The sequence below is a fragment of the Paralteromonas sediminis genome, from assembly GCF_003820355.1.
Classification (GTDB): domain Bacteria; phylum Pseudomonadota; class Gammaproteobacteria; order Enterobacterales; family Alteromonadaceae; genus Alteromonas_F; species Alteromonas_F sediminis.
The window spans coordinates 354,618-380,969 of the sequence record NZ_RPOK01000004.1 but is presented as its reverse complement, the minus strand read 5'-3'; the positions used below and the strand labels follow the sequence as shown (position 1 = coordinate 380,969).

Below are 26,352 nucleotides of genomic sequence, written 5' to 3'. Positions count from 1 at the left end.
ATGAGCAAAAAAGGTTTTTCAAGCACCGCATTTTGGGCCAAGCAAATCGGCCTGGCATTGGTTTTAGTCGTGCTTGCCGCTGTGGTTCTGATTATGCGTCAGGACAATAAGGACACGCCCAAACCCGAGGGGGCACCAGAAAAGCGCTCGATAGACACGGGGTTGTCTGACTTTTATCGCGAATTCCGAATGTCTTCCAGTGATCCTATTAGAGAGCCAACCGGTGATTTTACTATTGCAGTACCAGACGCTGATGAACCGCTTGAGCAGCGCTTGATGGGAATGACCAGCGAACTCAAACCTGTTAGTCGAGGTTGGGTTGGAGAGCATAAATTTAGGACTTTTGAAGCTGGTAACACACTGAGATCAGCCATTTCCGAGTATGCCCAACAAGAGGGCATGCAGGTGATTTGGGATTTGAACGAAGATTTTATTGTTAAGCATCAGTTTCAAATGGAAAACAATATGATTGGCTCTGTGGCTGACATCGCCCGTGCTATTGACGCTAATTTTCAGGGTAAAGTTAAAGGGTACTTCTGTCCGAATCAGCGCTCTTTAGTCATTACCACCAATGAGTCAGACTTTATTCGTCAGCACTGTAGGGAGGCAAAATAGCCTGCCATACTTCGCTGACAGCTTTACGCATGTGTTTTATCTCTGCGCTTTCTGCCTGGTCGAGTTTCCCTAATAATGTGCTGTGATGCAGTGCGTTGCGCTGACATAAATACGCCTTCTTTAACACATCGGCCTGCTCTGCACTGATCAACGACGTTGATGAAGCTGCGTCAATAATGCGCAGGTTGTCCTGCCATTTTGTGAGTGAAGTGTCTTGGTGTGAATAAGCCAATACCCAATATTGGCTTAAGAACTCAATATCTGTGATCCCGCCGGTACCGTGCTTAAAGGATTGTTTTCCCTTTTCTGATTGCCAGTGCTCGAACAGTTTTCTGCGCATGTCCGACACTTCAATCTTCAGCGCCTCAACGTCGCGTGTCTTGCACAATATGGCTTGTCGCGTAAGGTTGAACTTTTCAATGAGTTCCGTCTCGCCAAATACCGCCCTCGCTCGCACCAGTGCTTGGTGTTCCCAGGTCCATGCATCGTTATTCTGGTAATGGGTGAATCCGTCAACGTGGCAACAAAATAGGCCAGCGTTGCCTGAAGGCCGAAGCCGCAGGTCAGTGTCATATAACTCACCAAAAATGGTTTTGGTGTTCAGTAAATGCATGATGCGTTGTGCGACTTTGATGTAGAACTGTTGCGCACTGATTTGTTTGGCCCCAGTGGTTTGACTATCAGCCGGAGCATTATGGATAAAAACTAAGTCTAAGTCCGAGCCATAGCCTAATTCCCACCCTCCCATTTTGCCGTAAGCCAAGGCTGCAAATCCATGACCTGGGATATCGTGATACTCTGGCAGGCCATATCGCTTTGCCATTTGATGTAACGCCGTATTGATCACATGGGTCAACAAGACTTCAGCAAGCATTGTCAGTTTGTCACTCACTTTTTCAACTGGCAACGTGCCTAATATATCAGCTGCTGCTATTCGCAACTGCTGACACAGTTTGAACTGTCGTAACACATCCATGTGCTGCTCTTCATCATCAGGGTCAATGCGCAGAAGCACTTGCCTGAGCTCACCGATATATTCTTGCCGACTCGCCTCGAGGTCCGTTGTTTGGTTATGTAAGTAAATGGGCGCTAGCAATTCATCTAACAGCAATGGAAACTGCCTTAACTGGTCGGCAATCCAAGGGCTTAGCTGGCAAAGGTGAAAAAGTTGTTTGCGTACATCGGGGTTTTCCAGTAGCAAATCCAGATAAGTGGTTCTGCCCAAAACAGCATGGATTAGCGCGAAAATTCGCTCAAGAACGACAAAGTCTTTGTCTTCATTTTCTAAAAACGCTTCAAGGATTAGAGGAATCAATTTGTCGAGTTGTTGACGTCCCCTCGTCCCCGCTCGTGAGGTAAGCACAGTTTTCTTCAACCCAGAAATAATCGTATGGAACTGGGAAACCAGGTGGGTATCTATTACAGACTGGCCCGTGTCATTGAGTTCCTGTTCTGACAAATCCAGTTGCCAGGCATCCACACAAAACTGATAAAGTGCGGATTCAGTGTCGACGTCCTCATCGGGTTGTGCAAAGAGTTCAGCAAACAGATCATGAATGGTTTCTCTGGCTTTAGCAATGTCGTGTTCCAGTGATGCCTGGCTCTCATAACCAGTACTTAATACGATTTTTTGCCAGTGTAGCGGGTCGGTCGGCAGTGACTGAGTTTGCTCATTATTCACTTGTTGTAGGGCGTGTTCTACCTTTCGCAAAACGCAATAAGCCTGTGTTATCGCCTGCTGGGTTTCAGTGGCAATATGCCCTTCCTGAGCAAGCTTCTCGCAGGCCTTTAGCCAGTTTTTAACTTGTAGGCTCGGATGTCTACCACCGTGGATCATCTGAAAGCATTGTACGAAGAATTCCGCTTCACGTATTCCGCCTCTACCCAGCTTAATGTTGTTGGCAAGTCGCCGACGTCGAGTCTCGGCGTTGATCATCTGTTTGATATCCCGAAGCGCATCCAGCGTGGTGAAGTCGAGGTATTTTTTATATACAAAAGGCCTGATGATATTGTACAGGGTGTCAGTATCTTTGGTGGGGGGATTGATAATACGGGCTTTCATCAGGGCAAACCGTTCCCATTCCCGTGCTTGCTCATGGTAGTAATCTTCCAGTGCGTCAAAATGGGCGACCAGAGGGCCACTCTCACCAAAAGGACGCAGACGCATATCAACTCGATATAGGCGCCCCTCAGTAGTCACTGTATCCAGAACATGTATCAGCTTTTGTGCGAGCTTGGTGAAAAAGACTTGATGCTCGACCTGCTTTCGCCCTCCGTGTGTTTCCCCTTTTTCCGGATAGGCAAAAATAAGATCAATGTCAGATGAAAAATTAAGCTCATGGCCGCCTAGTTTGCCCATGGCCAGTATGCACATAGGCTGTCTTGCCTGCGGTATGCCATAACGCTGTGTCAGCGACGTATACAACCAGTTATAGGCAGTGAGAATAATGGCATTGGCAAGCACAGACACTTGCGTGAGTGAATGCTTAATAGGTTGCTGAACAATAACGTCGTACCAAATAATACGAGCGGTATGTTGAGCATGATAGGCCCGAAGCGCCGACATCAAATGGACTTCTGAGTCACAATGTTCAGTAAAAGCCTCGAGCGCTTTGAGGTGAAGCGCTTCTTCCAAATAAGGCGTACCTTGGCCATTTAGCAAGGTCGTCAACACCGTGTCATCACGTTCGCAAAGCGCAGCCAGATAATTGCTGCATGCAAATGCTTTTTTTATCAAATCAGTGTCATTTTCCGTTATTGAAGTCATGCATTTCCTCAAAAGCGTTCGACTCAGAAGCGTAAACCGCCGTCTAATTCTAATATTTTGCCGTTAAAGTAGTCATTTTCCATAATAAAAGTGATGGCGTCGGCCATCTCTGCTAATTTAGCGACACGCTTGACGGGTACTTTACTCACCATCATTTCAAGCATATCCGGACGCATTTGTTGAATCATCGGTGTGTCGACAAAACCGGGTGCGATGGCAGCGACTCTGATCCCATAATCACACAACTCGGCTGCCCAGGTCGCCGTGAGTGCCACTACGCCCGCCTTGCTAGCAGAATAGGCGGTTTGCCCCTTATTACCCGCTCTGGCGACTGAGGATACATTGATTATGACGCCGCCACCATTTGTTGCCATATGACTAGCCGCCGCCCTCCCACAAAGGAAAGTACCGGTAAGATTCACATCCAAAGTAGATTGCCAGGCACTAACAGATAACCGATTAACTACTTTACCGTCCTTGACTTTAAGTAGTAGTCCATCGTTCAACACGCCAGCATTGTTTAACAACATGTCGATTTTACCGAACTGCGACATGATGCGTTCGAAACACGCGTCGACTTGTGTCTCATCGGCAATATCTACACAAATGGGCAGGCTATTAGGTAAATCTTGGGCCAATTTATCTAATTGTTGTTGGTTTCTGTCAAGCAGCGCGACATGCATGCCACGGGCAGTGAAGTGTTCAGCCATCGCTTTTCCAATGCCGCTGGCAGCGCCGGTAATGACGATGTGAGTTTGTTCAATAGACATAGTCTTCTTCTTTTATGTAGGGGTTGCGTATTTGCAACCCAGCATAATAGCCATGCTTCAAACTAAATACACTGATAAATGCTACCAAACTATCTGTTTAGAGTGGCTAAATAGCCAGCTCTACATAAATGCTCGTTCGGTTAAACGTCAATGCAACGGATTTATCTGATTGTTCACAGTTGATGAAAAAGGTTGTGTTTACTACGTTTTAGAGGCACAAAAAAAATAATAAAAGCGTTAGATGTAAAGGGAGAAGGGTCTTACTTTTAGTGGAATAACAAAATGAAAATTTTTCATGTGACCAGTGCATTTGTCGCGCAACGGTTATTAAATTGTCCAACGTTTTTACCCAATTCAGCTTTACCTAAACTTAAACGCGGTGGGCCGGGCTTGTGTTGCTACTCTTTTCGCAAAGGCTATTTCCTCGATCAGGAAACCAGCAATAAAGGAGTTAAGCTAGTGCTAGACTGGCGGGGAAACGTTGAAACACGTTCACCTTTTAGTAAACGTCCGCATTTACCTAACGTACTGTATATTGAGTATCCATGGCGATGCTATCTTAAAAATAACGCGGGCTGTGACAATCTCAGAATCTTAGGTGTGCTGGACGACCACTCCAATGCATTGCCCAAACAGCTCGGACTTAATTTGACGGAAGGCTGGATGTCTGATGAGGATTATCGCACTTACGTTGAACAAAAATGTCAGCGCTACCTAAGAAAATACTGGCAAGCTTGCCAGTTAAAGCCTAAGTATTTACAGGTTGGTGAGCCGCTAGTGAACATCAACAAGCAGAGTAACGCAGCGCTAATAGATAGTCGCTTAATGGCCGCACATTTGAACGAACAAGCGCGCAGTGCAGTACACAATGAAACCCGTAGGGAACAGTTTAAAGAACCTCAACAATCTTAATGATTCAGGGGATTGGCAGAGTACTTGGACAGCCGAAGACTTAAGGTTATAAAGTCAGCAAGCGTGATCACTTTTCTGGTGAAGTCTCTGTTTAGTTGCTTCTTGATACGCTCAAACTCGCCCTCGTTGGCACAGAGCCCTGATTGCTGACAATGACCTTCAAACAAGTCCATTTGTTTGGAAAGAGGAAGCAGTTCCTCGTCTTTTATTGAAATAGCATACATAGCTACTATCCGTTTGCCCCTTTTCGCCTAAGTGTAGACTAGGTTTTTTAAAAATAAATGTGTTGATTCAGGTCAATGAATACGTTTCTAGTAAGGGGAGGGGGTATTGATAGAACCTAGATAGACAGAAAAAAACGAACTATTGCCTCTTTCATCGTCTATACATTCGTCTTAATTAGTTAGTATGAATAGTCGACGCACTTTCTTTTGCCAGCTGAATAAACCCTTCAACATAAGCTGGCGTGTCCAGAATGCGTTTAAAATGCCCAGATGTATACGATGAGTATTCTGTTGTTATGAAATAGGTACTTGATTAAGTAAGAATGTATCACTTTCCATTACCTTTAACGGGTAATTAGTATCACGGGACAATTGCTCTTAATGAGAATGCGCCTTATTATCTAGCTCGCCGTCAACATACTCCTGAATGAGCACGTGTGTTAAAAAGAGAAATGCCCTTGTCTATTGCCCCGTTATTACGATGCCTTTTCCTTTTGTCTATAAGCGTGCTGCATGCAGCTCATGCAGAGGAGCGACCTATATTTAAGGTGTGTATGGATCACTTTCCTCCCAGGCAAATATTTGAAGATGGTCAGCCGCCCAGAGGTCAAAATATTCAAATAACAAAAGCGCTCGGTAAGGTAGCGGGGTTTACGCCGGAGTTTTCTGGCAATGTTGCGTTTAAACGCTGTCTGTCACGCATGAAGGAGGGCAGCACTGACATCATGATAGGGCTGGTGGAAACGTCCTCACGCGCACCCTACATGGAGTTTGTGCCTTATATGAAGGCGTTTAAAAAACGCTTTTTTTCACTGAGTATGCGAAACCTTGAAATCAATAACCTATCTGACCTGGACGGCCTAACGGTTGCTATGGTGGAAGGTTTTGCTTACTCGGAAGATATTGCTCCTTTATTAACTAACACTACGATCAAAGAAGTGGACTCGATTAAGCAAGCGTTTACCATGGCCGCCAGGCATGAAGTTGACGCTGTATTTGCCTCTGAGTACGTGAACATTGAATTGGATGCTGCTTTAATGGGATCACCTGTTTTTGTGGCGTCAAATTATGCACTTCACACTAGTTATACAGCCAGTATTGCGGTATCGAAAAAGTCCCCGGCTATTCACTATTTATCTCAGCTAAAACATGCCGCAGAACAGCTAAATGCAAAAGGGGTCATTGAAGATATTATCGAACGTAGTGAATATAATGAGTAGTATCATCACAAAGTGAACTTCGATTTAACCTGACGGGCAGTAAAAGACCAACAGCAGACGTTCAGTTTTTGGTTTTCTTTCGGCAGCATTGTGCCAATTCCGGTCATTCGGTTAGTGTGCCATTTAAGGAATAAAATCAAAATAACGGACGTCCCCCCACACACTAACTTAACATGAGTAACTACACTTCAAGTTTTTTATACTATTTTTCTTATTTGTTTATACTTAACGAATTAGTGCTTTTGGAAACGCGGTATTTTGGACAATTCATTCAATTTAATTAGTCAAACATCCAACATATTCGCCATAAAGTGGAATAGCAACCACTGTGATAGCATTGGCGAATTTTCTAAAAATGCATTAACCCTATTGCAGTTATCCAAAGGTGGTGAATTTTCAATCAACCTCAATAATGAATCAGCATTGATTAGAAAAGAAATGATTGATGCCAACCACAACTCTACATTAATAGTCCCAACCTATGAGATAAAAGACAACGACGGGAAAGTTCGTTATATAAAAGAAGAAATCGTTTTTCAAATTGATTCACCTCCCGTTTCTTTTTTGACGGATGTTACACAACTTGAAGAAGAGAAGAATACTAGTCAAATAATTCAACAGCGTTTAGAACTTGTATTAGAGGGGACGCGTTTAGGTATGTGGGACTGGAACCCGCAGACTAATGATGTCACTTTTGACGAACGATGGGCTGACATGCTTGGCTTGAAGTTATCTGACTTAACTCAAACCTTATCAGACTGGCAGGACAGAGTTCACCCGGACGATATTGAAGGGTGTTTCGCTGATATTACAGCTCACATGGAAGGTAAAGTTGATTTTTATGAAAACCTGCATCGTATGAAACATACTGATGGTAACTGGCGTTACATCTTAGACCGAGGCCGAGTTGTTGAGTGGGATAATAATGGCGGACCGATTCGCTTTACAGGCACCCACACAGACGTTACTGATTTGAAGAATGCTGAATTAAAGGCTCAAGATGCACTTTTATCTCGAAATCGATTTTTTGCCAATATGTCTCATGAGTTAAGAACGCCACTTCATGGTATTTTAAATTTAGCTGAATTCGCAATTGAGGGAGAGACCAAAGAAGAAAAAAACAACGCACTTAAAAGCATTTTGAGCTCTACTCAAATTTTAACCAACATCGTTAATGATATTTTAGATTTTGCCAAAATAGATGCAGGTAAACTTGAAATAGAAAACATCGATTTTAACCTACAGGAACTTATAAATTCTGTCGAAAAACCTATGTTACGAATGGCTAGTGACAAAGGCATACAATTTGTCACCGACCTATCACCAAACATTAGCAATGTGCTTATTGGTGATCCTGTTCGTGTATCTCAAATAATCAATAATTTATGTTCCAACGCAGTTAAATTTACTGAGTCAGGCAAAGTCACCCTCAAAATTGATGTTTTAGAGTCTCATGAAGGTAAAGAAACTCTTCAGTTTCAGGTTATTGATACGGGTATTGGTATAAGTAAGAAAGCTCAAAATGCTTTGTTCCAAGACTTTCACCAAGCTGATAAGTCAACATCAAGGAAGTATGGGGGTACTGGTTTAGGCTTATCTATTTGCGCCAAACTAGCTGAACTTATGAATGGTAAGCTCGATTTTAAGAGTGCAGAACACGAAGGCTCAACATTCATATATCAACAAAACTTTATCGTCTCTCAACTTAATAACGTAGACAAAAAACAGAAGGCAGTCGTTGATTTGAAAGGCGCTTCAGTGCTTGTCGCAGAAGACAATAAAATCAATCAACTCATTGTGGCTAACATGCTTGAAACTCATAATGCCAAAGTTGTATTAGTAGAAAATGGTAAGCAGTGTGTTGAGCATTTAAAACAGCACCCTGTAGATTTGATTTTAATGGATATACAAATGCCTGAAATGGATGGAGTACAAGCAACGAAACAAATTCGGAAGCTGGACAAAGGAAAAGCAATTCCAATCGTTGCAATGACTGCCAATACGATGAGAGAGGATATCGAGCATTATTTATCTATTGGTATGAATGGGTATTTAATGAAGCCTTTTGATAAAGAGAAACTTAATAGCCTTCTTAATATTTTCAATCCCAACCTATTGAATCTCAAAAGCTTCGCTACCGCTATAAGTAACCCAGAAGTCAATTCAAAAGAAAAGTTAAATGCAATATGCGTTGAGCTTAAAAGGTTAATCCCCAAAGCGGATAGAGTGAGTTTATGGCTATTTAAAGAAAACTATTCAAGCATCAAGTGTTTAACATGCCTTGATGAAAATGATCAGGTATCAAACGGTAACGAGTTAAAGGCTACAGATTTTCCGCAATACTTTGATTATATCGTCAGTCATCAGGTTCTTGATGCGTCCGATGCAAGAGCCAATGAACATACTCAATGTTTTAACAAAACGTATTTTGAACCACTCAATATATATTCTTTATTAGATTACATCTTTTTAGTCAATAGCAAACCCGCAGGCGTTATTTGCTGCGAAGCGGTTAACTCTCCTGTTACTTGGGAGACTGAAGATGTCGATTCCTTGGTTAAAGTCGTTGATATAACGACTCTGTTTCTTGCAAAAAACATAACCCAATAATTATTACAGTGTAGGTTGTGAATTTTCTTATTGAGTCTTTACGTTAACAAGCTTCAGGGTACGGATGAGTTAGCGGAACGTCCGCTTTGGCGAATTGAACCAATAGAACCAAATGGCAATGAACTACTCTTGATCGCTCATAGTTGAAACTGTCATTATCTGCGCCTCTTCTAGTTGATTAAAATACAAGCGTAGTTTGTCACCACATTTCTATTTTAGGTAGGGAGGCGACAATTCCATTAGTCTGCGTACATTGCCGCCCCAAAAGCTCTAGTGAAAGGAATCAATATACAAGGAGCGGATGCTCAGTAACACGCCAATAAGTCGCTGAAAGAAGCGTAGCAATTTGAGGTCGGATTATTGGGTTTGTTGTGTTGTCTAATCAATCGGCAAATATATATCGGTAATCATTTCATTCTCTGGTACTTCTGGGAAAAAGCTCACCCTTTCAAAAAAAATAGGAAAGTCCCGAACCTCAAAATCAGAATCGAGAAGCCATTTTGAGTATAGGAAGTTTACCACCACGCCAATAGACTCATCGCTTCCAATGTGCCTAACTACTGCACATCTTCCCTTAGGTATTGTTTTACTTACGATCCCAAAATCATTTGGCTCAACTCCGTTGTCAACAGAACAACAAACATCAAACCTAAAATTTTCTGGCCCTGTCACAGCAGGATCATCGTAAATCAAATTAAAGGTCTTGCTTTTGTTAGGCGGAAGATGACTGATTTTCCTCCACGCAATGAATTTTTGAATTGTCTTTCCTAAAAGGTTTGGAGCACCACGGTGCTCCATAACTGCGAGCAACGTTTCAGGGAAATCAATCAACTTCACTTTAAAGTCAGAATTTTCATTCATAATCATAGTCCTTAGCTTAATGACAGGTTCATATTTTGAGTGCCAAGGAGTCCAATCAGGGCTTCTTCTAAATTGGAATGGAGTTTTATTAAAATGTTTTTTAAAAGCCCGTGAAAAAGCTTCATGACTTTCGTAACCATTCGCCATTGCAATATCAACAATTTTAGCATCATCCCTATAGGCTAATTGATAGGCTGCCCTTTTAAGTCGAAGTAACCTTGCTAGCGATATCACGGGCATGCCAAAGTGTGACGAAAATTGCCTATGGAAATGGTACTTTGATAGACATGCGAGCTTACATAGCCTTTCAACATCAAGCTCACCATCAAGATTAGCATCAATAAAATTGACGATATCTGTAAACTGGTCGTGGTATCTGGTCATATAACTTGTTCTCTCCTTAACAACTCAAGAATAGGAGCTATTTAACTATCGTTCTTGACCAAAGTTGCTGAATTTTGAACGCATATGAGAGCTTAATCGAGAGTGATTGAAACATTTTTAACCTAGGTGAAAGATGTCTTAGTAGCCTGCTTTTGAGGATTCTCTGAACAATACAGGATTAGTTATTCGTCCAAATTACGATTCTGTGATTGCCTAGTCAATCATAAGCTCGAAAGTCCGTTTTGCGTACTTTGTTGTCCTACAGCGAGCGTTAACTGTCTCAAATAGACAAAATTCAGTCATAGCATTATGCAAGTGGCAAAGTTACTAACGCGAATTGAGTCGCTGTAAAGAATCCTCTTTGCACGCTCATAACATAATTTCCTTTCTATAAAATGTTGCCATAACTTTGATTAATAGACCTGCTAAGATTAAAGTGGACATTGAGCTGTCGCTCTTTGTCGAAGTAAAGAAGTAATATCTCGCCTCTGTATGATGGACCAAAGTTGAGTGGATATTTTTTACTTGCTTTTTCAAGTATTTTTTCAACTTGGACTTCGACATTTCCGTCTGGATCAAATTTAACTATCTCTTTATGCATAAATTCACGAATTGAGTTTATGTCAACACTCTCTCTGCTTTTTTCAACATCCGTTACGCAAACCGTTGATTTCTGAATAATGGGATGAAGCAGGTCAACACGATATTGCGGCGCGTTTTTCAAAAATTCGTCAAACCTCACTTTGTCGTTGGGACATGAAAAAGCACAAAATGAGATTGAAAATAAGGTAATGAATAAAAATAGCGATTTTGAAATGGTAGGCATTACCTTCCTCAACTAGCTTGTTGTATGTTGAGTATAAGATTAAACAAAGCTATCGACTACCGATGGTGTCAGGTGATTTTTGGTGTGTTGATGTTTTAAGTATTTAATGCTCTTTTTGGCCATAAAGACGTCAAGCATGCGTTTCTCGAAGCTCGCCTTATCACTCATTGATGCCTCTTAATTATCAATGCGCCAGCGGCGGCTTCACGGTCTAATTAGTCATACAATTCTATGACCCGTTACACATTGTATTGGGTTTGGTAGTTCCAGAACTAGCATGAAGTAATACAAAGTCGCGCTGAATTGCACGACTGTCTGGTTTGTATCGTGGTAAAGTCATAGCCGATGGTCTGACTAAATTAAAACGATGTGGATATACAAGATACTGCTCGGTCCTTTACTGCTGGTGCAAGGAAGATGGGTAAGAAAAAACATTATTAGGCTCGCGGAGCCAGACGGCCCAAGACAGGGCGTGAATGGAAGTGGGCCTGAGCTGAGGGTGTTGGTGTTAGGCGATTCTGCTGCTGCCGGCGTAGGTGTAGCGCAGCAAGATGAAGCACTGGCAGGCCAATTGGTCAAGCGATTGTCGGACTCCTTCTTAGTCAAATGGCAGCTTGTGGCTAAAACGGGTGAAAATACCGACAGCATAATACCGTTACTTGATAGTGAACTAGCACCTGACGCTAGGTTTGACCTTGTGCTCATTTCTTTAGGTGTGAATGACGTCACCGCGAATAAACACTGTAATGTATTCATTGCTCAAACAAACCGGCTAATTACTGTTTTGAAAACCCGTTATCAGGCAAAGCGCATCGTGTTTTCTGGAATTCCACCCATGGGCCACTTCCCGGCATTGCCACAACCGCTACGATGGTATCTCGGGCGTATTGGTCAGCAATTTGATAATGCCTTAAAAACGTTGACCAAAGAACAGGGCTTTGGCTACTTGCCTCAGGACCAGGATATTTCCCCGGCGTTAATGGCAACTGATGGATTCCACCCTAGTGCATTGCTATACCAAAAGTGGGCGACAGAAGCCGCTCGGCATGTGGTAGTTAATCGCAAAGCGCGATAATGTATAGCTAGCCTAAAAGGCGATATGTTATCTTATTTTTCAACCGCAGTGGGATGGGTCCGCGAGATGTTTAAGTCGAATACAAAAATAGGCAAATCTGTGTTAGCAATGGGATTATTGGTTGCGTTTAATGCCAGCGCGCAGAACACAGCGCATGTTCATGGAAAGGGTACCGCGTTTGTGGTTCAGCAAGACAACGAGTGGCAATTGCAGTTTACTCTTCCAGCAGCCGACATTTTTGGATTTGAGCATTACCCTGATACCGCAGAGCAGAAAAAGAGGGTGAAGGCACAGGATGAAAAACTGTCGATAGCGGAAAGTTTTTTAACCTTACCAGGCGGTTGCCAGATTGTGTCGATAGACGCTAGCAATCCATTTTCTTCGTCTCAGCATGGTGGCGACCACGACCACGACCACGACCACGACGCACACTATGATGTCGAGGCTACCCTCCGTATGTCTTGTAACCAAGCCTTATCGGGTTTAACGTTTTCGTTGTTCCAAGTCTTCGAGAGTTTGGAGAGTATTGATGTAATGTGGACATTGGAAAGTGGACAGGGCATGCAGGAAATATCACCTGCTCGCCCTTCAGTAGATTTTTAAACCGTTAGAGTGCAGTAACAATAATACGTTGTTGATTTGAGTAGGGCTGCCCGCCCTTAATGGCTTCTACTTTCACCACAATTTCGTGCTGCCCGGCTCTGTCAGCGGTAAATAACAGCTGATGTGTGCCTCGCAGCAACGAAGGCTTAAGCAGGGCGTCATTGGACAGTGCTATAGCTTCACTGGGTACAAACTCTATTGCAATATCTCTGTATTGAAGGGGTAACACGTAAGCGATATCTACGGCATTTTCTCGCCCACTCTCTACCGTCATTCTGGCTTGATGGTTTATCTCAAGCGGTTTCTCTGTGCTTGCATTTTTATGTTGCATCATAGGTTTGGGCATGCCGCCAAACACCCCAAAGCTAGGGCCATCATGCCACTCACAGGCTTGGGTAGCTGCCGTTAACCCAATGGCTAGCAAGCTTGCTGAAACAACTGATTTTTTCATAATTTAACCCACATAAGGTTCGACATTGGCAATGGCGATACTATACGCTGACTTGCCTGTTTCATTTTCCTGCGTTTCAATCTTTACCGTACCTTCGAACCACATCGGCACCGAAAGTTCCTCTACGGTTAATCCTTCAGGCCAGCTGGCATAGAGAATTTGATTAGGTGGTGGCGGCGGCAAATGAAGACAGGCGCCAAAATAAGGCACAATGAAAAAAGCCACGACATCTCTGTCTTCATTGGTTTCAAGAGGTACAACGAACCCTGGAATACGGATTTTTTTACCGTCCAATTCTGACACAACTTTGTCTGACTTCAGCGCTTCTTTAAATCGACGTGCTTTTTCATCACTCTCTGCGCGCTCAGCCAATGCATCAAGATTATCTGCGTCACTGCCATCTACAATGTTAAGCAAGAAGTCGGGTGGATCCATGAGTATTTCTAAATCCTCCGGAGGCATAAGCGCGGTCCACTCTACCTCCTGAAATGTTTCTGCTCTAGCACTGGTTGAATAGGTTGCTACCCACGCTGTAACCAAGAAAATTAGGAGTAACCCTTTGTTCAAAATACCCGCCATTGGAATCCAAAATATTACTTTTACGTAACACCAATGATATAACAGTTCAGTGTTTAATTTAATACGTGTTTTTTAGTGTAAACCAACTATGACAACAGTATCACAAGAAACCCCAAACGCAGAGAGTCTTGCCGTTGCGATGCGCAATGTCAGCTTTTCTTATCCTTCCTCAAAAAGCCTTTTTAGTTGTAATCAATGGGACCTCGCCAAAGGCGAACGTATTTTTTTACATGGCGCCTCTGGGAGTGGCAAGTCGACTATGCTGAATTTGCTTGCCGGTATTTCTAAACCCACGGCAGGGGAAATTAAGATAAACGGCACCCACATCAACGGGTTGTCACAATCCAAACGAGACAGGTTTCGGGCCCAGCATATTGGCGTGGTGTTTCAGCAGTTTAATTTGGTTCCGTACCTAAGCGTACTCCAAAATGTTCAATTAGCAGCCTATTTTGCAAAGTCGTCTATTGATGTCATGGGTAAGATAAAAGAAATGCTTGCGCTGTTAAAACTCAGCGAGGCGGTAATCGACAAACCGGTATCAGATTTGAGTGTAGGGCAGCGACAGCGAGTGGCTATTATGCGAGCATTTATTAATACACCCGATTTATTATTGGTTGATGAGCCCACGTCCTCACTCGATGCAAATGCCAGAGACGGTTTTATGCGTATGCTTATGGCTATGTGTGATCGTAATAATGCCACGCTCATTTTTGTGAGCCACGATGAGGCACTTCGTGAGCACTTTTCGTTGCACGTACCTGTTTCATCCTTGTGTTCATGGTCTTCAAACGTGGAGGGCAAGGTATGAAACGTATCCTCGCATGGAAAAGTCTTGTTAGCCGAAAAAAGACCGTAATTCTTACCTGCCTGTCGCTCATTGTCAGTATTAGTGTGTTGATGACAGTAGAGCACTTGCGTGCGCAGGCAAAGGACAGTTTTAACCGAACTATTTCCGGTACCGACTTAATTGTCGGGGCTCCTAGCGGTGAACTGAACCTGCTGTTGTACACGGTATTTCGAATGGGAAGCCCAACCAATAACATTCAATTTGATAGTTTGGACATGTTGAATAAGCAAAAATCGGTTTCTTGGACTATTCCGCTTTCACTAGGCGATTCACATAAAGGTTATCGGGTACTCGGGACCAATCAGGACTACTTTGAACATTTTAAATACGGTGACAAACGCTCTCTTTCTTTTTCCGAGGGAGAGCATTTTGATGATCTATTTGACGTAGTTATTGGTGCCGAAGTGGCCAAGGCGCTCAATTATTCGCTTGGCGACAAGTTGGTAATAGCCCATGGTATTGGCTCAACCAGCTTTCAAAATCACGATAACGCGCCATTTACGGTGGCAGGAATATTACAACCTACCGGTACGCCAGTTGATAAAACGGTGCACGTTAGTTTAGAAGCCATTGAAGCGATTCATCTCGCACCTGCTCAGTTAACCCGTTTGATAGAGCAGGGCAGAATGGATTTGTTAAAACCAAAAAACATTACGGGTGTTCTGGTTGGGCTAGAAAACAAATTCGCGACATTCTCGTTACAGCGAATGATCAACAATTATCCTGATGACAGGCTTATGGCCGTATTACCTGGTGTTGCCATGACGCAAATGTGGAGTTTGATGGAAAGTGTTGAGAACCTTTTAATGGTTATCAGCTTGTTGGTGTTGTTGGCATCCTTGTTTGGTCTTATGACTATGCTGTTAGCGTCTATGAATGAGCGCAGTGTAGAAATTGCTGTATTGAGAACGCTTGGTGCATCACCGCTAACCGTTCTGCTACTTATTGTTTATGAGGCGCTACTGATCACTGCACTTTCTGTTGTTGCCGCGTATGCCTTGGTAAGCCTAGCGCTGGTTAGCTTATCCGACTGGTTGGCACAACAATACGGTTTGTTTTTATCTTCAAATCTTTATTCTATGAATGTGTTGATACTGGTTGGGTTTATCTTCATCGCAGCGTTAGTTGCAGCCATTGTCCCTGCCATTGAAGCGTATAGAAAGGCATTACAAGTTCAGCTTTCTGCCTGATATTTTGCCCCGAAGCTGAAAATGCTTAGGGGTATTGATTTTAATATTTTGAATGCTTGCGTGAACGGTCTCACTTCAATTTAAGATACTTGCGGAAATCGCCTAGCTACGTTACTTTGAATACAAAATGACAGCGCTGTCTTTTTGCGGTGGCACATTCAAAGGGAATCGTAGTGAAGCAAAAACATTTATACATAGGTGCAGCGAGCCTGAGTTTATTGGCCTGTAGTCAGCAACCAAACCCAGCCTTAACTCCCGAGGACATTGCAGCACAGCTTGATGTCCATTATGAAGTCGTGAGCAACTTTGATAATACGTGCGAATCAAATCGGGGTGATTGTTTTGATGCCCGCCTTAGCCTGACACTGCCCTTTGACTACCGTGATGCAAAATGGGAAATCTATTTTAGTCACCCAAAAACCATTATTTCAGAGAGCAGTGAGCATTTTGATATCACGCATATTAATGGCGACTTACACCGCTTAGTGCCAACGAGCGACTATTCCGGTTTTAATCCTGGTCAACCAAATGTTATAGGGTTTCAGGCAATTGGACAGTCTGTGACCAAGAACGATGTCATGCCAAACTTTATCTTCAAGCATGACAACAGCGAAGCACTCGTCATTGACTCCACAAAGGAAGTGTTCGACCCACAAACGGGCTTGTGGGAACTCCCACACGTTGCACCGTTCTCGAAAGAGCAACAATGGCGAAGAACAAAGAATGACAACGTACCTTTGGCTTCTGCGTCTTGGTTGTATCACCACTATGCCAGTTTGCATGTTGAAAAAGAAAGTGACCTTACGCGCGTCATACCTGCCATGCGAAGTACACAGTGGTCAGACGAAAGACTGATTGTAGAACAAGGCCTGTCTTTTGACGCAGAATTAACCGATACAGCGGCGGCGTACCTTATTGCTGCCGGGCTTAAATTAACCAAGGCTGGCGTAACTGTCATTCGTAAACATCAAGACATGGCTCCTGAGAGTTACGCGATCAATATAAGCGATAGTGATATTACCCTTTCAGCTGGAGATGATGCCGGTTGGTTTTATGCCTTACAGTCACTTGCTCTGCTTTTTGATAAAAAAACGGCATCTTTACCCGTGGGCTCAGCCAAAGATACACCGCGATATCCGTTTCGCGGCGTGCATGTAGACGTCGCTCGCAATTTCCACGACAAGGCATTCCTGTTGCGTTTGATAGAGCAGATGGGGATGCTCAAGCTTAATAAATTGCACTTGCATCTGGCTGAAGATGAAGCTTGGCGACTCGCCATTCCCGGGTTGCCAGAACTCACAGAAATTGGCGGATACCGTTGTTTAGACTTACAAGATAAAACCTGTTTATTGCCCCAGCTGGGCGCAGGACCTGATCCTGAAAGTCAGGTTAATGGCTTTTTCACCGTCGAGGACTATAAGAGTGTGTTACAGGCAGCCGCCTCAAGACACATAGAAGTTATCCCCTCACTAGATATGCCTGGTCACTCCCGTGCTGCCATTCAGGCAATGGAGGCAAGGTATGAACGTTTGATGCAGCAGGAGCAGCCAGAAGCTGCCATGCAATACATGTTGATTGATTTAGAAGACACAACGCAGTATTCGTCTATTCAGCATTACAACGACAACACCATAAACCCGTGTATAGATTCTTCTTATCGCTTCATTGGCAAAGTGCTTGGTGAGATCAAAAAAATGCACGACGACGCTGGCGTGCCTTTGACCCGTTATCACATCGGTGCCGATGAGACCGCAGGTGCTTGGGTTGAATCGCCGCAATGTCAGCGCCTGATGCAGAAAGAGAAGATAGACAGTGCACAGCAACTAACGGCCTATTTTATTCATCGTGTTACCAAAATAGTGAATGACATGGGTGTGATGGCGGGTGCATGGAGTGACGGACTTAGCCACGTGGAACCGCTCAAGCTGGGCAGCAAAATTCAAGCTAACCTATGGGGTTTACTCCCCTCACAGGGACACACTCTGGCTCATGAAATGGCAAACTATGGCTGGGACGCCGTTCTGTCGTTGCCAGATGTTTTATATTTTGATTTCCCCTACATGACACACCCAGAAGAAATTGGCTTCTATTGGGGATCGCGTTACACCAGCACCTACCAAGTTTTCCAGTTTATGCCAGACAATTTGCCTGCTCACGCAGCCCTTTTTGTTGATCATATGGGGCACGATTATGACACGACTGACACGGTGCCCATGAATCCAGATTCCAGCTTTGCAGGGATTCAAGCGCAGTTATGGAGTGAATCTCTGCGTCATGAAACGCAAGCAGAATATATGTTATTTCCCCGCCTGGTGGCTGTAGCAGAGCGCGCTTGGCATAAAGCAAACTGGGCGTTGCCTTATCAGCCAGGTGAAGCCTACACCGCTAGGGGTAATCAGTTTTCTGAACAGAGAAAAGCGGCGCAATTAAAAGACTGGCAGGCATTTTTGTATGTGCTGACCCATAAAATTATTCCCCGGTTAGAGGCGGATGAAGTATTTTACCGCCTACCTCCTGCTGGCGCAGTCATTGATAATAAAACACTCTGGCTAAACGCGCCCTGGTCCACACTGCATATGGAATATACCTTAGACAAGGGGGCAACCTGGCAGCGCTATCAAGGTCCAGTTAACATTGACCAAGACGCAGATGAGATCGGCGTGCGAACTTATACGACGTTGAGTGACAGGCGCAGCAAAACCTTGTGGCTACCTGTGACTAACGATCCTAAACATTGAAAACAATCAATCTATATGTCGACTCTGCTAGTATGAAAACTCATAATTTCAATAAAATGCAGGGTCAAATATGGATGAGAGTTTCTTTTGTGCAGCAGACAACCCAGAAGACTATCTAGACTGTTTTATGCAAGGGCTTCGCAAACGAAACCCTGATGAAGACGAGTTTCATCAAGCGGTAGGCGAAGTGGCAAAGAGTATTGCCCCTTTCTTATTTGCCAATGAAAAATACCTTAAAGGGCAAATTCTAGAGCGCATGACAGAGCCTGACCGCATCATTACTTTTCGCGTTTGCTGGGAAGATGATGAGGGTAACGTTCGAACAAACCGCGGTTTTCGTGTTCAATTTAATAGCGCAATTGGGCCTTATAAGGGGGGACTACGGTTTCACCCCTCCGTGAATCAAAGCGTACTTAAATTCCTAGCGTTTGAACAAATATTCAAAAATAGTTTAACGGGACTACCGATAGGTGCAGGGAAAGGTGGCGCTAACTTCAATCCAAAAGGCAAATCAGATCGAGAAATTATGCGCTTTTGTCAGTCGTTTATGACAGAGCTTTCACGGCATATTGGTGAATCAACCGATGTGCCTGCTGGCGATATTGGTGTTGGGAAAAGAGAAATATCCTACATGTATGGCCAGTATAAACGGTTAAAAAATCAATTTACCGGTGCCATGACCGGCAAAGGGCTAGAATTTGGCGGTAGTCTAATACGGGCTGAAGCGACCGGCTTTGGGTTGGTTTACTTTGCCGAGAATGCACTTTCCTATCATGATCGCTCGTTGGAAGGCAAAAAGTGCCTAATTTCCGGTGCAGGAAACGTAGCGCAATTTGCGGCACAAAAATTGATTGAGAAAGGCGCCAGTGTGTTGACTTTGAGTGACAGTAAGGGACGACTCTTTTTCCCCGACGGCCTGACAAGCGAGATGCTGGAAGACATTAGCGAGTTAAAGCGCCAAGGGAAGGGGCTAAGTGAATTTAATGAGTCAGGTGTGGAATATACCAAAGGTGAAAAACCTTGGGACATTGACGCTGATCTGGCTTTCCCATGTGCAACTCAAAATGAGATTGACCTGGACGATGCAAAAAGCATGATTAAAGCAGGCATTACCGGTGTGTTTGAAGGTGCCAACATGCCAACAAGTGATGCTGCATTTGAGTATTTTACCACGCAGGACATCTTGTTTGCGCCAGGGAAAGCGGCAAACGCTGGTGGCGTGGCAATTTCTGCTTTGGAGATGAGCCAAAATGCCATGGGAATGCAATACGAAGAGGAGAAAGTAGACAAAGAACTGCAAAAAATCATGCAGGATATTCATGCTACCTGTATTAAATACGGTAAGAGTGAACAAGGCGTCAATTATGTTAAAGGCGCTAATATTGGCGGTTTTGTAAAGGTGGCTGAGGCTATGCTGGCCTATGGCATCAATTAATGAGTAAACTCGCCCTGGATGAAAATCAGCGCTTTAGGCGTTTAGTTGGTATAGCGTCACTCACCAAACTGTGTGACGTTCTTGTTTCTGCCAAGACCAGTTTGCCATGGTTACTATCCAGCATTGGCGCACCCGCTTGGTTGATTTCTGTATTAGTACCCATTCGGGAAGCGGGGGCGTTAATACCGCAATGGCCCATTAAGCAAAATACGTCAGACATTCGCAACCGCCTACTTTTATGGCGGGCGGGTACACTAGTGCAAGCTGTCTCGATAGGGCTTATTTTACCTATGGCTATATTCCTCCCACCCTTAGGCGCTGGCGTTGGGATTGTGCTAATGCTCAGTTGTATGAGTCTGGGCAGAAGTTTGTGCTCCTTAACGATGAAAGACATTCAGGGCCATAACATCAATAAGGGGAAACGAGGGAAGTTAAACGGCATGGCGACGAGTATTTCAGGACTACTGTCGTTGTTAACTGCATTGCTTTTAGTGACGGGCGAAAGTGCTATTGGAGAGCCCGCGATCTTAGTCATGATAGCTACAGCAAGCGCTCTTTTTGTGGTCGGATTGCCACTTTCAAAAAGCTTGCATACACACTTTGAAAAACAGGACTCTGAAGAAGAGCTACAAGCATTAGTCAGTACCCTTCAGCACAATGTGGCACTAAAACATCTGGTGATCAGTCGTTGTTTGCTTTTACACGGAGCGCTGGTAGCGCCATTTTTCGTTAGTCTGTCTTCTACTCAGAGCGACCAGGGTTTTACGTTACCATTTTTTATTTGTGCGAGCGCACTGGCGGCAATAGTGTCTGCAAATTTGTGGGGGCAATTGTCTGACAAGAGTGCTGTTTTTTCGCTGCGCATTGGTAGTATCGTGTGTGCTTTAACTTGCTTTCTCTTTATGTACTTGCCTCAGTGGCAGGGCTGGACAGCAATAGGCTGTTTTTTTCTACTCAATGTGGGTTATGAAGGGATAAGAAACGGACGTAAGACTTACGTGCTAGATATTGCCGAGGGCGAGGAGCGCACTCAGTTCGTTGCAGTAGGGAATACCATAGTGGGCGTTGTTTTATTACTGCTAGGCGGTTTATATGCCGGTTTATATACGTGGATTGGTAGCCAAATCGTATTTGTGATGGCCACGGCAATGATAGCGGGTATGGCGCACACACACTGGCTTAAGAAAGAAAAATGAGTTTATTTCGATTTGTCCTCAATTAATGTCGCTATACCACTAATAGTGAACGTATCGCAGTCTTCGTATATCACGATAGAGTAGTCCATTTTCACGAAGTAGTTGTCTTGATTGATTGTAAGCTAGAGGCGCCTTTCTGGTCACCTTAGTCTATGAATAAACGATTTTTTACTGTTTAAATTTTTTATTGATATGCCTTTGCAAAAGCCTTACTGTCAAGTATAGATGAAAACTGAGAATAACACCGTCTTAGGAAGCACAGTGCATATTACTTCACAATGTAATCAATCTTGAAACGCGCAAAGATTTCTTGCTGAAGCGCTTCAAGCTCACCATTATCTTTCAGTGATTTAAGTAGGGCGTTGAGGCGTGGTAAAATGTTGATATTTTGTGATTTATCACTAATGAACAAGTGCCAGTTGACACGCTCAATAATTGGGCTGGGTAGCGTGACCAGAAGGTTGTCTAGTCCTAATTGAGCAGCTTGAAATCGGAACATCTCGGTTTGTTCGATATACAAGTCAGCACGGTTTTGAATAAGCATCGTTGGTATCACCGATGCATCTGCAACACGGGTTACATTTTGTGCCTTTTTGAGCATTTCTTCATGCCAACCCGAACCGCGCATAAAAGCATGCCGTAGTTCTTGGATTGCTAACAGTTCAGGTAGATATCGAAGGCCTTTCAGTTGGTCGATAACCGCACTGTCTTTAGCGACATGTATCATGAACTCTGTGGTGTACAAAGGGATTTCTGATTTTTCTGTGTAACTATCTCGTTCAACAGTAGGCACAGTAAAGAAACCATCCAGATTGCCTTCCTTGACCATCCGCTGACAACGTTTCCAAGGGCATGCGACATGCTTAACTGATATCCCGAGTCGTTCAACGAGCAGTTCTTCCACAAACTCCACTTGGATGCCTACTGCTCCTGTTTCTCCCCTCCAAGCGAAGGGTTTGTATGCATCCCCATATGCAATTTGAATTGCTTGGGCCGCCATGCTGCTCGATATTAGCGTAAGGTATAAGCAAAGCAGAAAAGATAAAAAAAGACCCAGTTTAAAGCAGCAAAGGCTAGGAAGAGGTTGATGTTTATCGAAAAACTTACTTTTCAAATTAGGCCACCTTTGCAACAAAAGACTTATCGTTTACAACAATAACCACCTGTCGATATGTGCTTAATACAATGGGGACGATAATACAGTCCGACCAAAGGGGTCAAGTGACGTTGCAATCCGCTACACTTTAAACACTTTAGCCTCTTCATGAAGCACTTGTGCCAACTCTGCTACTTGTTGACTGGCCTTGGCGTTTTCTTGCGAGTCTGCAGCGACCTGTTCGCCCACATCGCGAATGCGTACGATGTTTTGGTCAACATCCTGCACAACCGTGGACTGTTCTGTCACGGCAGAGGCAATTTCTGCTGTCATCATGGCAATGGCATTCATATCATCAACAATAAGGTTGAGGACTGTCCCAGCCTCTGTCGCCATGTTGGCACTTTCAACTCCGCTTTCTTTACACACTTCTACTGTCTTGGCTATCGACGAGGTGGATGCCTGTAGCTCTTCAATGATAGCTGTTATTTCTGATGTGGACTCCTGAGTACGCACTGCCAAGGTTCTTACCTCATCGGCAACAACCGCGAAGCCTCTTCCTTGTTCACCAGCTCTGGCCGCTTCAATTGCTGCATTCAGTGCCAATAAGTTAGTTTGCTCAGCGATACCACGAATCACATCGAGCACAGAGGTGATGCCATTGCTCTTTTCTTCCAGTTGTTGCATGACGGTGCCGGCCTCAACGAGTTGCTCCGACAAGCCCTGTACATTTGATATGGTTTGATTGAGCTTGTTGTTGCCGTTTTTAGCGTTGTTTGTAGCTTGCTCAGTTCGGTCTGATGTTGATTGGGCATTTTGCGCAATCTCTGAAGCTGAAGCACCCAATTCGGTAACCGCAGTGGCAACCATATCCGATTCCTGAGACTGGATAAGTAGCCCGTCTGAGGTTTTACTTACACTCGATGACACTGTTTCAGTCGCCAGTTTAAGTGAATACACTGCCTCATTAATATTTCGGATCAGGTTTTGGAAGTGCTCCATGAAAATATTGAAATTTTTTGCAACAGTGCCTATTTCGTCATTAGATTCGCGTACCCGCCGAGATAGATCATTACTTTTTCTGATATTGGTGATTTCTTGCGAGATGGATTTGAGAGGCATAATCACCTGATAAGCGATCGCAGCTAAAATGGCAACTAAGATCAGTGAAATAACTATCATAATGATTGTGCTGAGTGTGGCTGTACTCGCGTATTTATCTTCGATATAGGCATTGAGCTGCGTTGACTCTTGTTCCAGTGCTTCTTCTACTTTGTGCACCGTCGCTCGCATCTCGCCCCTGATACCAGATTTGGAATCAAGTCCAATTTCTTTTTCGATGGCGACAAAGTCTGCGAATTCTTTAACGTAGGTTTGTAAATACTGTGCGGGAAGACCAGAAATCTGCTGTGCAAGCTGTTGTGCAACTTGCTGATGTCGCCCAACGTACTTTTCATCCATCCGCAAAATAAAGTCTTTTTCATGCCGTCTAAGTGTAAGTACTTTTACGTGTGAGTCTAGGTCGCCGAGCTTTTCAATTTCGGCTTCCATATTGTGAGTGGCGGTTCTCAACAGGCCGTAATGCCCAGAGTCTTTGTCTAAACCTCGTGTTTTTGAGCGTTCAACCAACTTTTGAAATATGGACAGGTATTCCACCAAGTCTGCTCTAATACCTTGCATACGAGACGTAGATTCACCCTCTGTTTTCAGCTCTTCGATTACACGAGCACTTAAGCGCTGTGCGTTGTCGCTGTTTTGCGAAAAGGTCTCTAAATATTTAGCATCTTGCCGCATGAGGAAGTCTTTTTCATTACGTCTCAGTTGCAGCATGGTTATTTGCAGTTCTTTTATGTCTGCGTGAAGCGATTGCAAGTTGCTCAGTTGTGATGAGGTCACGAGACTTTGAATCAGGATAATAGCCAATGCAATAACGACTGCCGCACCCATAGCGATCAGCTTTTGTTGAATGGTTAGCTGCATACTTCAACTCCGACGTTTGGTTGTCTTTAAAGCTCAACATTCCTTATCGGCTTGATTAGATTGTTCGTTAACCCACTTTTAGTATGGTAGTAAAATACAAATAACGTTAATAGACCAGACAGAATTTGATAATTCGAGGTCATGAACCTGGATTGTGCAAAACGCTGTCAGTCGCATGACGCCATAAAAAAGAGAAGTTCTCTTACGCCATGATCACGTGTAACTTTAATGAAATCAAGTACATCTTAGCTTATTACGAGGATTGTTTGATCTAGTTCGCTTTTGCTGACACGACACTTGCTGCCTTGTCGCTGTAGTTTATCATTAATAAATCTGTCAAAATAAATTCATCTAATTGTCATAATGTCACAAAAGTGAAACATTTATGACATATTGTCCGTGGCGTCTATTATCAGTTAATTGCAGTACCAATTGGTTTAATAAGAACTACACTTTCTGATAAACCTTCGTGTTTGAATACAAAAATGATGGCCGGCAGCAGACTAAAAATACGCTTATGCAAATAAATAACGACTGTGCCGTTACGCTCGATTGGAGATTTATATGAAGCTTAAAACCACTACTCTCGCTTGCGCTTTAGCGCTTGGACTTGTTGCGACAGGTTCTGTTAACGCGGAAAACCTGTCACAAGAGCAAGCGAATCAGCTATTGGAAAGGCTCAAAAAACTTGAAGCTGAAGTATCGGCATTACGAGGGCAATTAGAAGCGAAAGAAGAAACAGAAAAGAAGAAGCCGGCTCCTGTCGCTAAAACGGACGATGCTAAAAAGGCAGCACCGAGTTTTAACTGGAAAGGTGCACCGGAAATCAAAGACAGTCAGGGGTGGACAGTCAAACCCAGAGGTCGTGCTTTGTTTGATGCTGCTCAATTGTCGTCTGTACCAGACAGCATTTCTATTCCAGGAGAGGGTTCATCCAGCGAGGCACGTCGCGTGCGCCTGGGGATACAAGGCGGTATGCCGGGTGGTTTTGGTTACAAAGTTGAAGTGGACTTTGCCGGTGGCGCTGAATTGACTGATGCGGTATTAACCTACAAGCATGATGGGTGGAAATTTACCTTTGGGCAGCATAATAATTTTCAAAGTTTAGAAGAGTTAACCAGCAGTAACGACAGCAGTTTTATCGAACGTGCAGCATTTACTGATGCCTTTGGTTTCGAACGCAAATTGGGGGTTTCTGCAGAAACTAAATTTGGCCCAGTCACCGTTCAGGCCGGTTTGTTTACCGATAACTTAGAAGATTTAGACGACGGAAACAATGCCTTAAACACAGATTTAAGGGCCTTCGTATCACCGAAAGTCGATGGCATGCAATTGCATTTTGGTGGCTCGTTTCACAGGCGTGACCTAGGTGAGAGCACTGACAATGTCCGGTATCGGGCACGCCCCATGGTTCACAGTGTTGATACCCGTTTTATTAATACTGACCGTATTTCAGGCGCACAAAAAGAGACCAGTTATGGCTTTGAAGCCGCCATGATCTCGGGTCGTTTTCACGCCCAAGCTGAAATCCATAATATGAATGTTGATCGTACAGGGTTTGAAGATCCCAGCTTCTTCGGCGGTGCTTTTGAAGTGGGGTACTTTCTAACCAGTGACACTCGCCAATATAAAGGTGGGTTGTTTAAAGGTGTAAAAGTAGGCCAACCCGTGAGTGGTGGTGGCATTGGCGCCTGGCAAGTCAACCTTCGTTATGACCGCCTCGATTTGGATGATGCGGGTATTAATGGGGGGACACAAGATGGCTATATGGCCTCTCTAATTTGGACGCCTATTAACAATGTGCGCTTCCTGCTCAACTACGGACATCTCAAGTATAGCAATGCCTTTGATATTGTTTCAGGTGCCCCAGATGACTTCTCTGTAAACGTACTAGGCGCACGAACGCAAGTGAGCTTCTAGTTTTAAGCATTGTTACCTGCGCTTAGTGAAAAACCTGTCTGTTTATCAGACGG

Annotated in this window: 22 protein-coding genes; 12 read left to right on the top strand and 10 right to left on the bottom strand. The window is 43.8% G+C overall.

Annotated features, from left to right (window positions below; all coding sequences use genetic code 11):
• A complete protein-coding gene (locus DRW07_RS13815) occupies window positions 1–615 on the top strand; it encodes a TcpQ domain-containing protein (protein ID WP_124028517.1) in 615 nt (204 codons plus the stop codon).
• Here the strand turns inward: DRW07_RS13815 and glnE are convergent.
• Together glnE and DRW07_RS13805 are read right to left on the bottom strand one after the other, a co-directional pair.
• Complete coding sequence (gene glnE, locus DRW07_RS13810) at window positions 584–3,382, bottom strand: bifunctional [glutamate--ammonia ligase]-adenylyl-L-tyrosine phosphorylase/[glutamate--ammonia-ligase] adenylyltransferase (RefSeq protein ID WP_124028516.1); 2,799 nt, start codon at window positions 3,380–3,382, stop codon at window positions 584–586. The genes DRW07_RS13815 and glnE overlap by 32 nt on opposite strands.
• Before the next feature lie 23 nt (window positions 3,383–3,405).
• The gene (locus tag DRW07_RS13805; RefSeq protein WP_124028515.1) at window positions 3,406–4,152 is read right to left on the bottom strand and encodes an SDR family oxidoreductase; all 747 of its coding nucleotides are present in this window, start codon (window positions 4,150–4,152) and stop codon (window positions 3,406–3,408) included.
• A 282-nt stretch (window positions 4,153–4,434) separates the two neighbouring features.
• Here DRW07_RS13805 and DRW07_RS13800 point away from each other — a divergent pair, with 282 nt between their 5' ends.
• Window positions 4,435–5,064: a hypothetical protein gene (locus DRW07_RS13800; protein WP_124028514.1), complete on the top strand. Its 630-nt coding sequence runs from the start codon at window positions 4,435–4,437 to the stop codon at window positions 5,062–5,064.
• Here DRW07_RS13800 and DRW07_RS13795 read toward each other — a convergent pair.
• Window positions 5,061–5,288, bottom strand: a complete 228-nt coding sequence (locus DRW07_RS13795; RefSeq protein WP_124028513.1) for a hypothetical protein — start codon at window positions 5,286–5,288, stop codon at window positions 5,061–5,063. The genes DRW07_RS13800 and DRW07_RS13795 overlap by 4 nt on opposite strands.
• Before the next feature lie 554 nt (window positions 5,289–5,842).
• On the opposite strand from DRW07_RS13795, the gene DRW07_RS13790 reads away from it, so the two are divergent.
• Both DRW07_RS13790 and DRW07_RS13785 read left to right on the top strand, forming a co-directional pair.
• Window positions 5,843–6,508 carry a substrate-binding periplasmic protein gene (locus DRW07_RS13790; RefSeq protein ID WP_165870510.1) on the top strand — a complete coding sequence of 222 codons (666 nt, stop codon included), beginning with the start codon at window positions 5,843–5,845 and terminating at the stop codon, window positions 6,506–6,508.
• Window positions 6,509–6,766: 258 nt separating this feature from the next.
• Complete coding sequence (locus DRW07_RS13785) at window positions 6,767–9,118, top strand: PAS domain-containing hybrid sensor histidine kinase/response regulator (RefSeq protein ID WP_124028511.1); 2,352 nt, start codon at window positions 6,767–6,769, stop codon at window positions 9,116–9,118.
• A gap of 378 nt (window positions 9,119–9,496) precedes the next feature.
• Here the strand turns inward: DRW07_RS13785 and DRW07_RS13780 are convergent, their stop codons facing one another.
• The 3 genes from DRW07_RS13780 to DRW07_RS18535 form a co-directional block, all read right to left on the bottom strand.
• Complete coding sequence (locus DRW07_RS13780; RefSeq protein WP_124028510.1) at window positions 9,497–10,363, bottom strand: AraC family transcriptional regulator; 867 nt, start codon at window positions 10,361–10,363, stop codon at window positions 9,497–9,499.
• Between the two features lie 388 nt (window positions 10,364–10,751).
• Window positions 10,752–11,189, bottom strand: a complete 438-nt coding sequence (locus DRW07_RS13775) for a hypothetical protein (protein ID WP_124028509.1) — start codon at window positions 11,187–11,189, stop codon at window positions 10,752–10,754.
• A gap of 39 nt (window positions 11,190–11,228) precedes the next feature.
• Complete coding sequence (locus DRW07_RS18535; protein ID WP_276310718.1) at window positions 11,229–11,357, bottom strand: hypothetical protein; 129 nt, start codon at window positions 11,355–11,357, stop codon at window positions 11,229–11,231.
• Between the two features lie 199 nt (window positions 11,358–11,556).
• On the opposite strand from DRW07_RS18535, the gene DRW07_RS13770 reads away from it, so the two are divergent.
• Both DRW07_RS13770 and DRW07_RS13765 read left to right on the top strand, forming a co-directional pair.
• On the top strand, window positions 11,557–12,264 hold the full coding sequence (locus DRW07_RS13770) for an SGNH/GDSL hydrolase family protein (protein WP_124028508.1): 708 nt from the start codon (window positions 11,557–11,559) through the stop codon (window positions 12,262–12,264).
• A 24-nt stretch (window positions 12,265–12,288) separates the two neighbouring features.
• Window positions 12,289–12,867: a ZrgA family zinc uptake protein gene (locus DRW07_RS13765; protein WP_124028507.1), complete on the top strand. Its 579-nt coding sequence runs from the start codon at window positions 12,289–12,291 to the stop codon at window positions 12,865–12,867.
• A gap of 4 nt (window positions 12,868–12,871) precedes the next feature.
• Here the strand turns inward: DRW07_RS13765 and DRW07_RS13760 are convergent, their stop codons facing one another.
• Both DRW07_RS13760 and DRW07_RS13755 read right to left on the bottom strand, forming a co-directional pair.
• Window positions 12,872–13,318: a hypothetical protein gene (locus tag DRW07_RS13760; RefSeq protein ID WP_124028506.1), complete on the bottom strand. Its 447-nt coding sequence runs from the start codon at window positions 13,316–13,318 to the stop codon at window positions 12,872–12,874.
• A 3-nt stretch (window positions 13,319–13,321) separates the two neighbouring features.
• Window positions 13,322–13,897, bottom strand: a complete 576-nt coding sequence (locus DRW07_RS13755) for a DUF3299 domain-containing protein (protein WP_124028505.1) — start codon at window positions 13,895–13,897, stop codon at window positions 13,322–13,324.
• An 88-nt stretch (window positions 13,898–13,985) separates the two neighbouring features.
• On the opposite strand from DRW07_RS13755, the gene DRW07_RS13750 reads away from it, so the two are divergent.
• The 5 genes from DRW07_RS13750 to DRW07_RS13730 all read left to right on the top strand — a co-directional run bounded on the left by DRW07_RS13750 (window position 13,986) and on the right by DRW07_RS13730 (window position 21,303).
• Entirely contained in the window at window positions 13,986–14,705 is a 720-nt protein-coding gene (locus DRW07_RS13750) for an ABC transporter ATP-binding protein (protein WP_124028504.1), read from the top strand.
• Window positions 14,702–15,934: an ABC transporter permease gene (locus DRW07_RS13745; RefSeq protein WP_124028503.1), complete on the top strand. Its 1,233-nt coding sequence runs from the start codon at window positions 14,702–14,704 to the stop codon at window positions 15,932–15,934. Before DRW07_RS13750 ends, DRW07_RS13745 begins: the two co-directional genes overlap by 4 nt.
• A gap of 173 nt (window positions 15,935–16,107) precedes the next feature.
• Window positions 16,108–18,672: a family 20 glycosylhydrolase gene (locus DRW07_RS13740; RefSeq protein ID WP_165870509.1), complete on the top strand. Its 2,565-nt coding sequence runs from the start codon at window positions 16,108–16,110 to the stop codon at window positions 18,670–18,672.
• A 70-nt stretch (window positions 18,673–18,742) separates the two neighbouring features.
• Window positions 18,743–20,107: an NADP-specific glutamate dehydrogenase gene (gene gdhA, locus DRW07_RS13735; RefSeq protein ID WP_124028501.1), complete on the top strand. Its 1,365-nt coding sequence runs from the start codon at window positions 18,743–18,745 to the stop codon at window positions 20,105–20,107.
• On the top strand, window positions 20,107–21,303 hold the full coding sequence (locus tag DRW07_RS13730; protein WP_205665403.1) for an MFS transporter: 1,197 nt from the start codon (window positions 20,107–20,109) through the stop codon (window positions 21,301–21,303). The genes gdhA and DRW07_RS13730 overlap by 1 nt, the downstream gene beginning before the upstream one ends.
• 268 nt (window positions 21,304–21,571) lie before the next feature.
• Here DRW07_RS13730 and DRW07_RS13725 read toward each other — a convergent pair whose 3' ends face one another.
• Both DRW07_RS13725 and DRW07_RS13720 read right to left on the bottom strand, forming a co-directional pair.
• On the bottom strand, window positions 21,572–22,303 hold the full coding sequence (locus DRW07_RS13725) for a substrate-binding periplasmic protein (protein ID WP_124028500.1): 732 nt from the start codon (window positions 22,301–22,303) through the stop codon (window positions 21,572–21,574).
• Between the two features lie 237 nt (window positions 22,304–22,540).
• Window positions 22,541–24,379: a methyl-accepting chemotaxis protein gene (locus tag DRW07_RS13720; protein WP_124028499.1), complete on the bottom strand. Its 1,839-nt coding sequence runs from the start codon at window positions 24,377–24,379 to the stop codon at window positions 22,541–22,543.
• Between the two features lie 564 nt (window positions 24,380–24,943).
• On the opposite strand from DRW07_RS13720, the gene DRW07_RS13715 reads away from it, so the two are divergent.
• A complete protein-coding gene (locus tag DRW07_RS13715; protein WP_124028498.1) occupies window positions 24,944–26,299 on the top strand; it encodes an OprO/OprP family phosphate-selective porin in 1,356 nt (451 codons plus the stop codon).
• Window positions 26,300–26,352 lie beyond the last annotated feature (53 nt).

Coding starts and splice junctions, on each gene's coding strand:
- DRW07_RS13755 (WP_124028505.1), bottom strand. CDS start 13,897: ATGGCGGGTATTTTGAACAAAGGGTTACTCCTAATTTTCTTGGTTACA.
- DRW07_RS13760 (WP_124028506.1), bottom strand. CDS start 13,318: ATGAAAAAATCAGTTGTTTCAGCAAGCTTGCTAGCCATTGGGTTAACG.
- DRW07_RS13730 (WP_205665403.1), top strand. CDS start 20,107: ATGAGTAAACTCGCCCTGGATGAAAATCAGCGCTTTAGGCGTTTAGTT.
- DRW07_RS18535 (WP_276310718.1), bottom strand. CDS start 11,357: ATGAGTGATAAGGCGAGCTTCGAGAAACGCATGCTTGACGTCTTTATG.
- DRW07_RS13765 (WP_124028507.1), top strand. CDS start 12,289: ATGTTATCTTATTTTTCAACCGCAGTGGGATGGGTCCGCGAGATGTTT.
- DRW07_RS13745 (WP_124028503.1), top strand. CDS start 14,702: ATGAAACGTATCCTCGCATGGAAAAGTCTTGTTAGCCGAAAAAAGACC.
- DRW07_RS13815 (WP_124028517.1), top strand. CDS start 1: ATGAGCAAAAAAGGTTTTTCAAGCACCGCATTTTGGGCCAAGCAAATC.
- DRW07_RS13800 (WP_124028514.1), top strand. CDS start 4,435: ATGAAAATTTTTCATGTGACCAGTGCATTTGTCGCGCAACGGTTATTA.
- DRW07_RS13775 (WP_124028509.1), bottom strand. CDS start 11,189: ATGCCTACCATTTCAAAATCGCTATTTTTATTCATTACCTTATTTTCA.
- DRW07_RS13790 (WP_165870510.1), top strand. CDS start 5,843: ATGGATCACTTTCCTCCCAGGCAAATATTTGAAGATGGTCAGCCGCCC.
- DRW07_RS13795 (WP_124028513.1), bottom strand. CDS start 5,288: ATGTATGCTATTTCAATAAAAGACGAGGAACTGCTTCCTCTTTCCAAA.
- DRW07_RS13770 (WP_124028508.1), top strand. CDS start 11,557: ATGTGGATATACAAGATACTGCTCGGTCCTTTACTGCTGGTGCAAGGA.
- DRW07_RS13715 (WP_124028498.1), top strand. CDS start 24,944: ATGAAGCTTAAAACCACTACTCTCGCTTGCGCTTTAGCGCTTGGACTT.
- gdhA (WP_124028501.1), top strand. CDS start 18,743: ATGGATGAGAGTTTCTTTTGTGCAGCAGACAACCCAGAAGACTATCTA.
- DRW07_RS13780 (WP_124028510.1), bottom strand. CDS start 10,363: ATGACCAGATACCACGACCAGTTTACAGATATCGTCAATTTTATTGAT.
- DRW07_RS13750 (WP_124028504.1), top strand. CDS start 13,986: ATGACAACAGTATCACAAGAAACCCCAAACGCAGAGAGTCTTGCCGTT.
- glnE (WP_124028516.1), bottom strand. CDS start 3,382: ATGACTTCAATAACGGAAAATGACACTGATTTGATAAAAAAAGCATTT.
- DRW07_RS13805 (WP_124028515.1), bottom strand. CDS start 4,152: ATGTCTATTGAACAAACTCACATCGTCATTACCGGCGCTGCCAGCGGC.
- DRW07_RS13725 (WP_124028500.1), bottom strand. CDS start 22,303: ATGGCGGCCCAAGCAATTCAAATTGCATATGGGGATGCATACAAACCC.
- DRW07_RS13720 (WP_124028499.1), bottom strand. CDS start 24,379: ATGCAGCTAACCATTCAACAAAAGCTGATCGCTATGGGTGCGGCAGTC.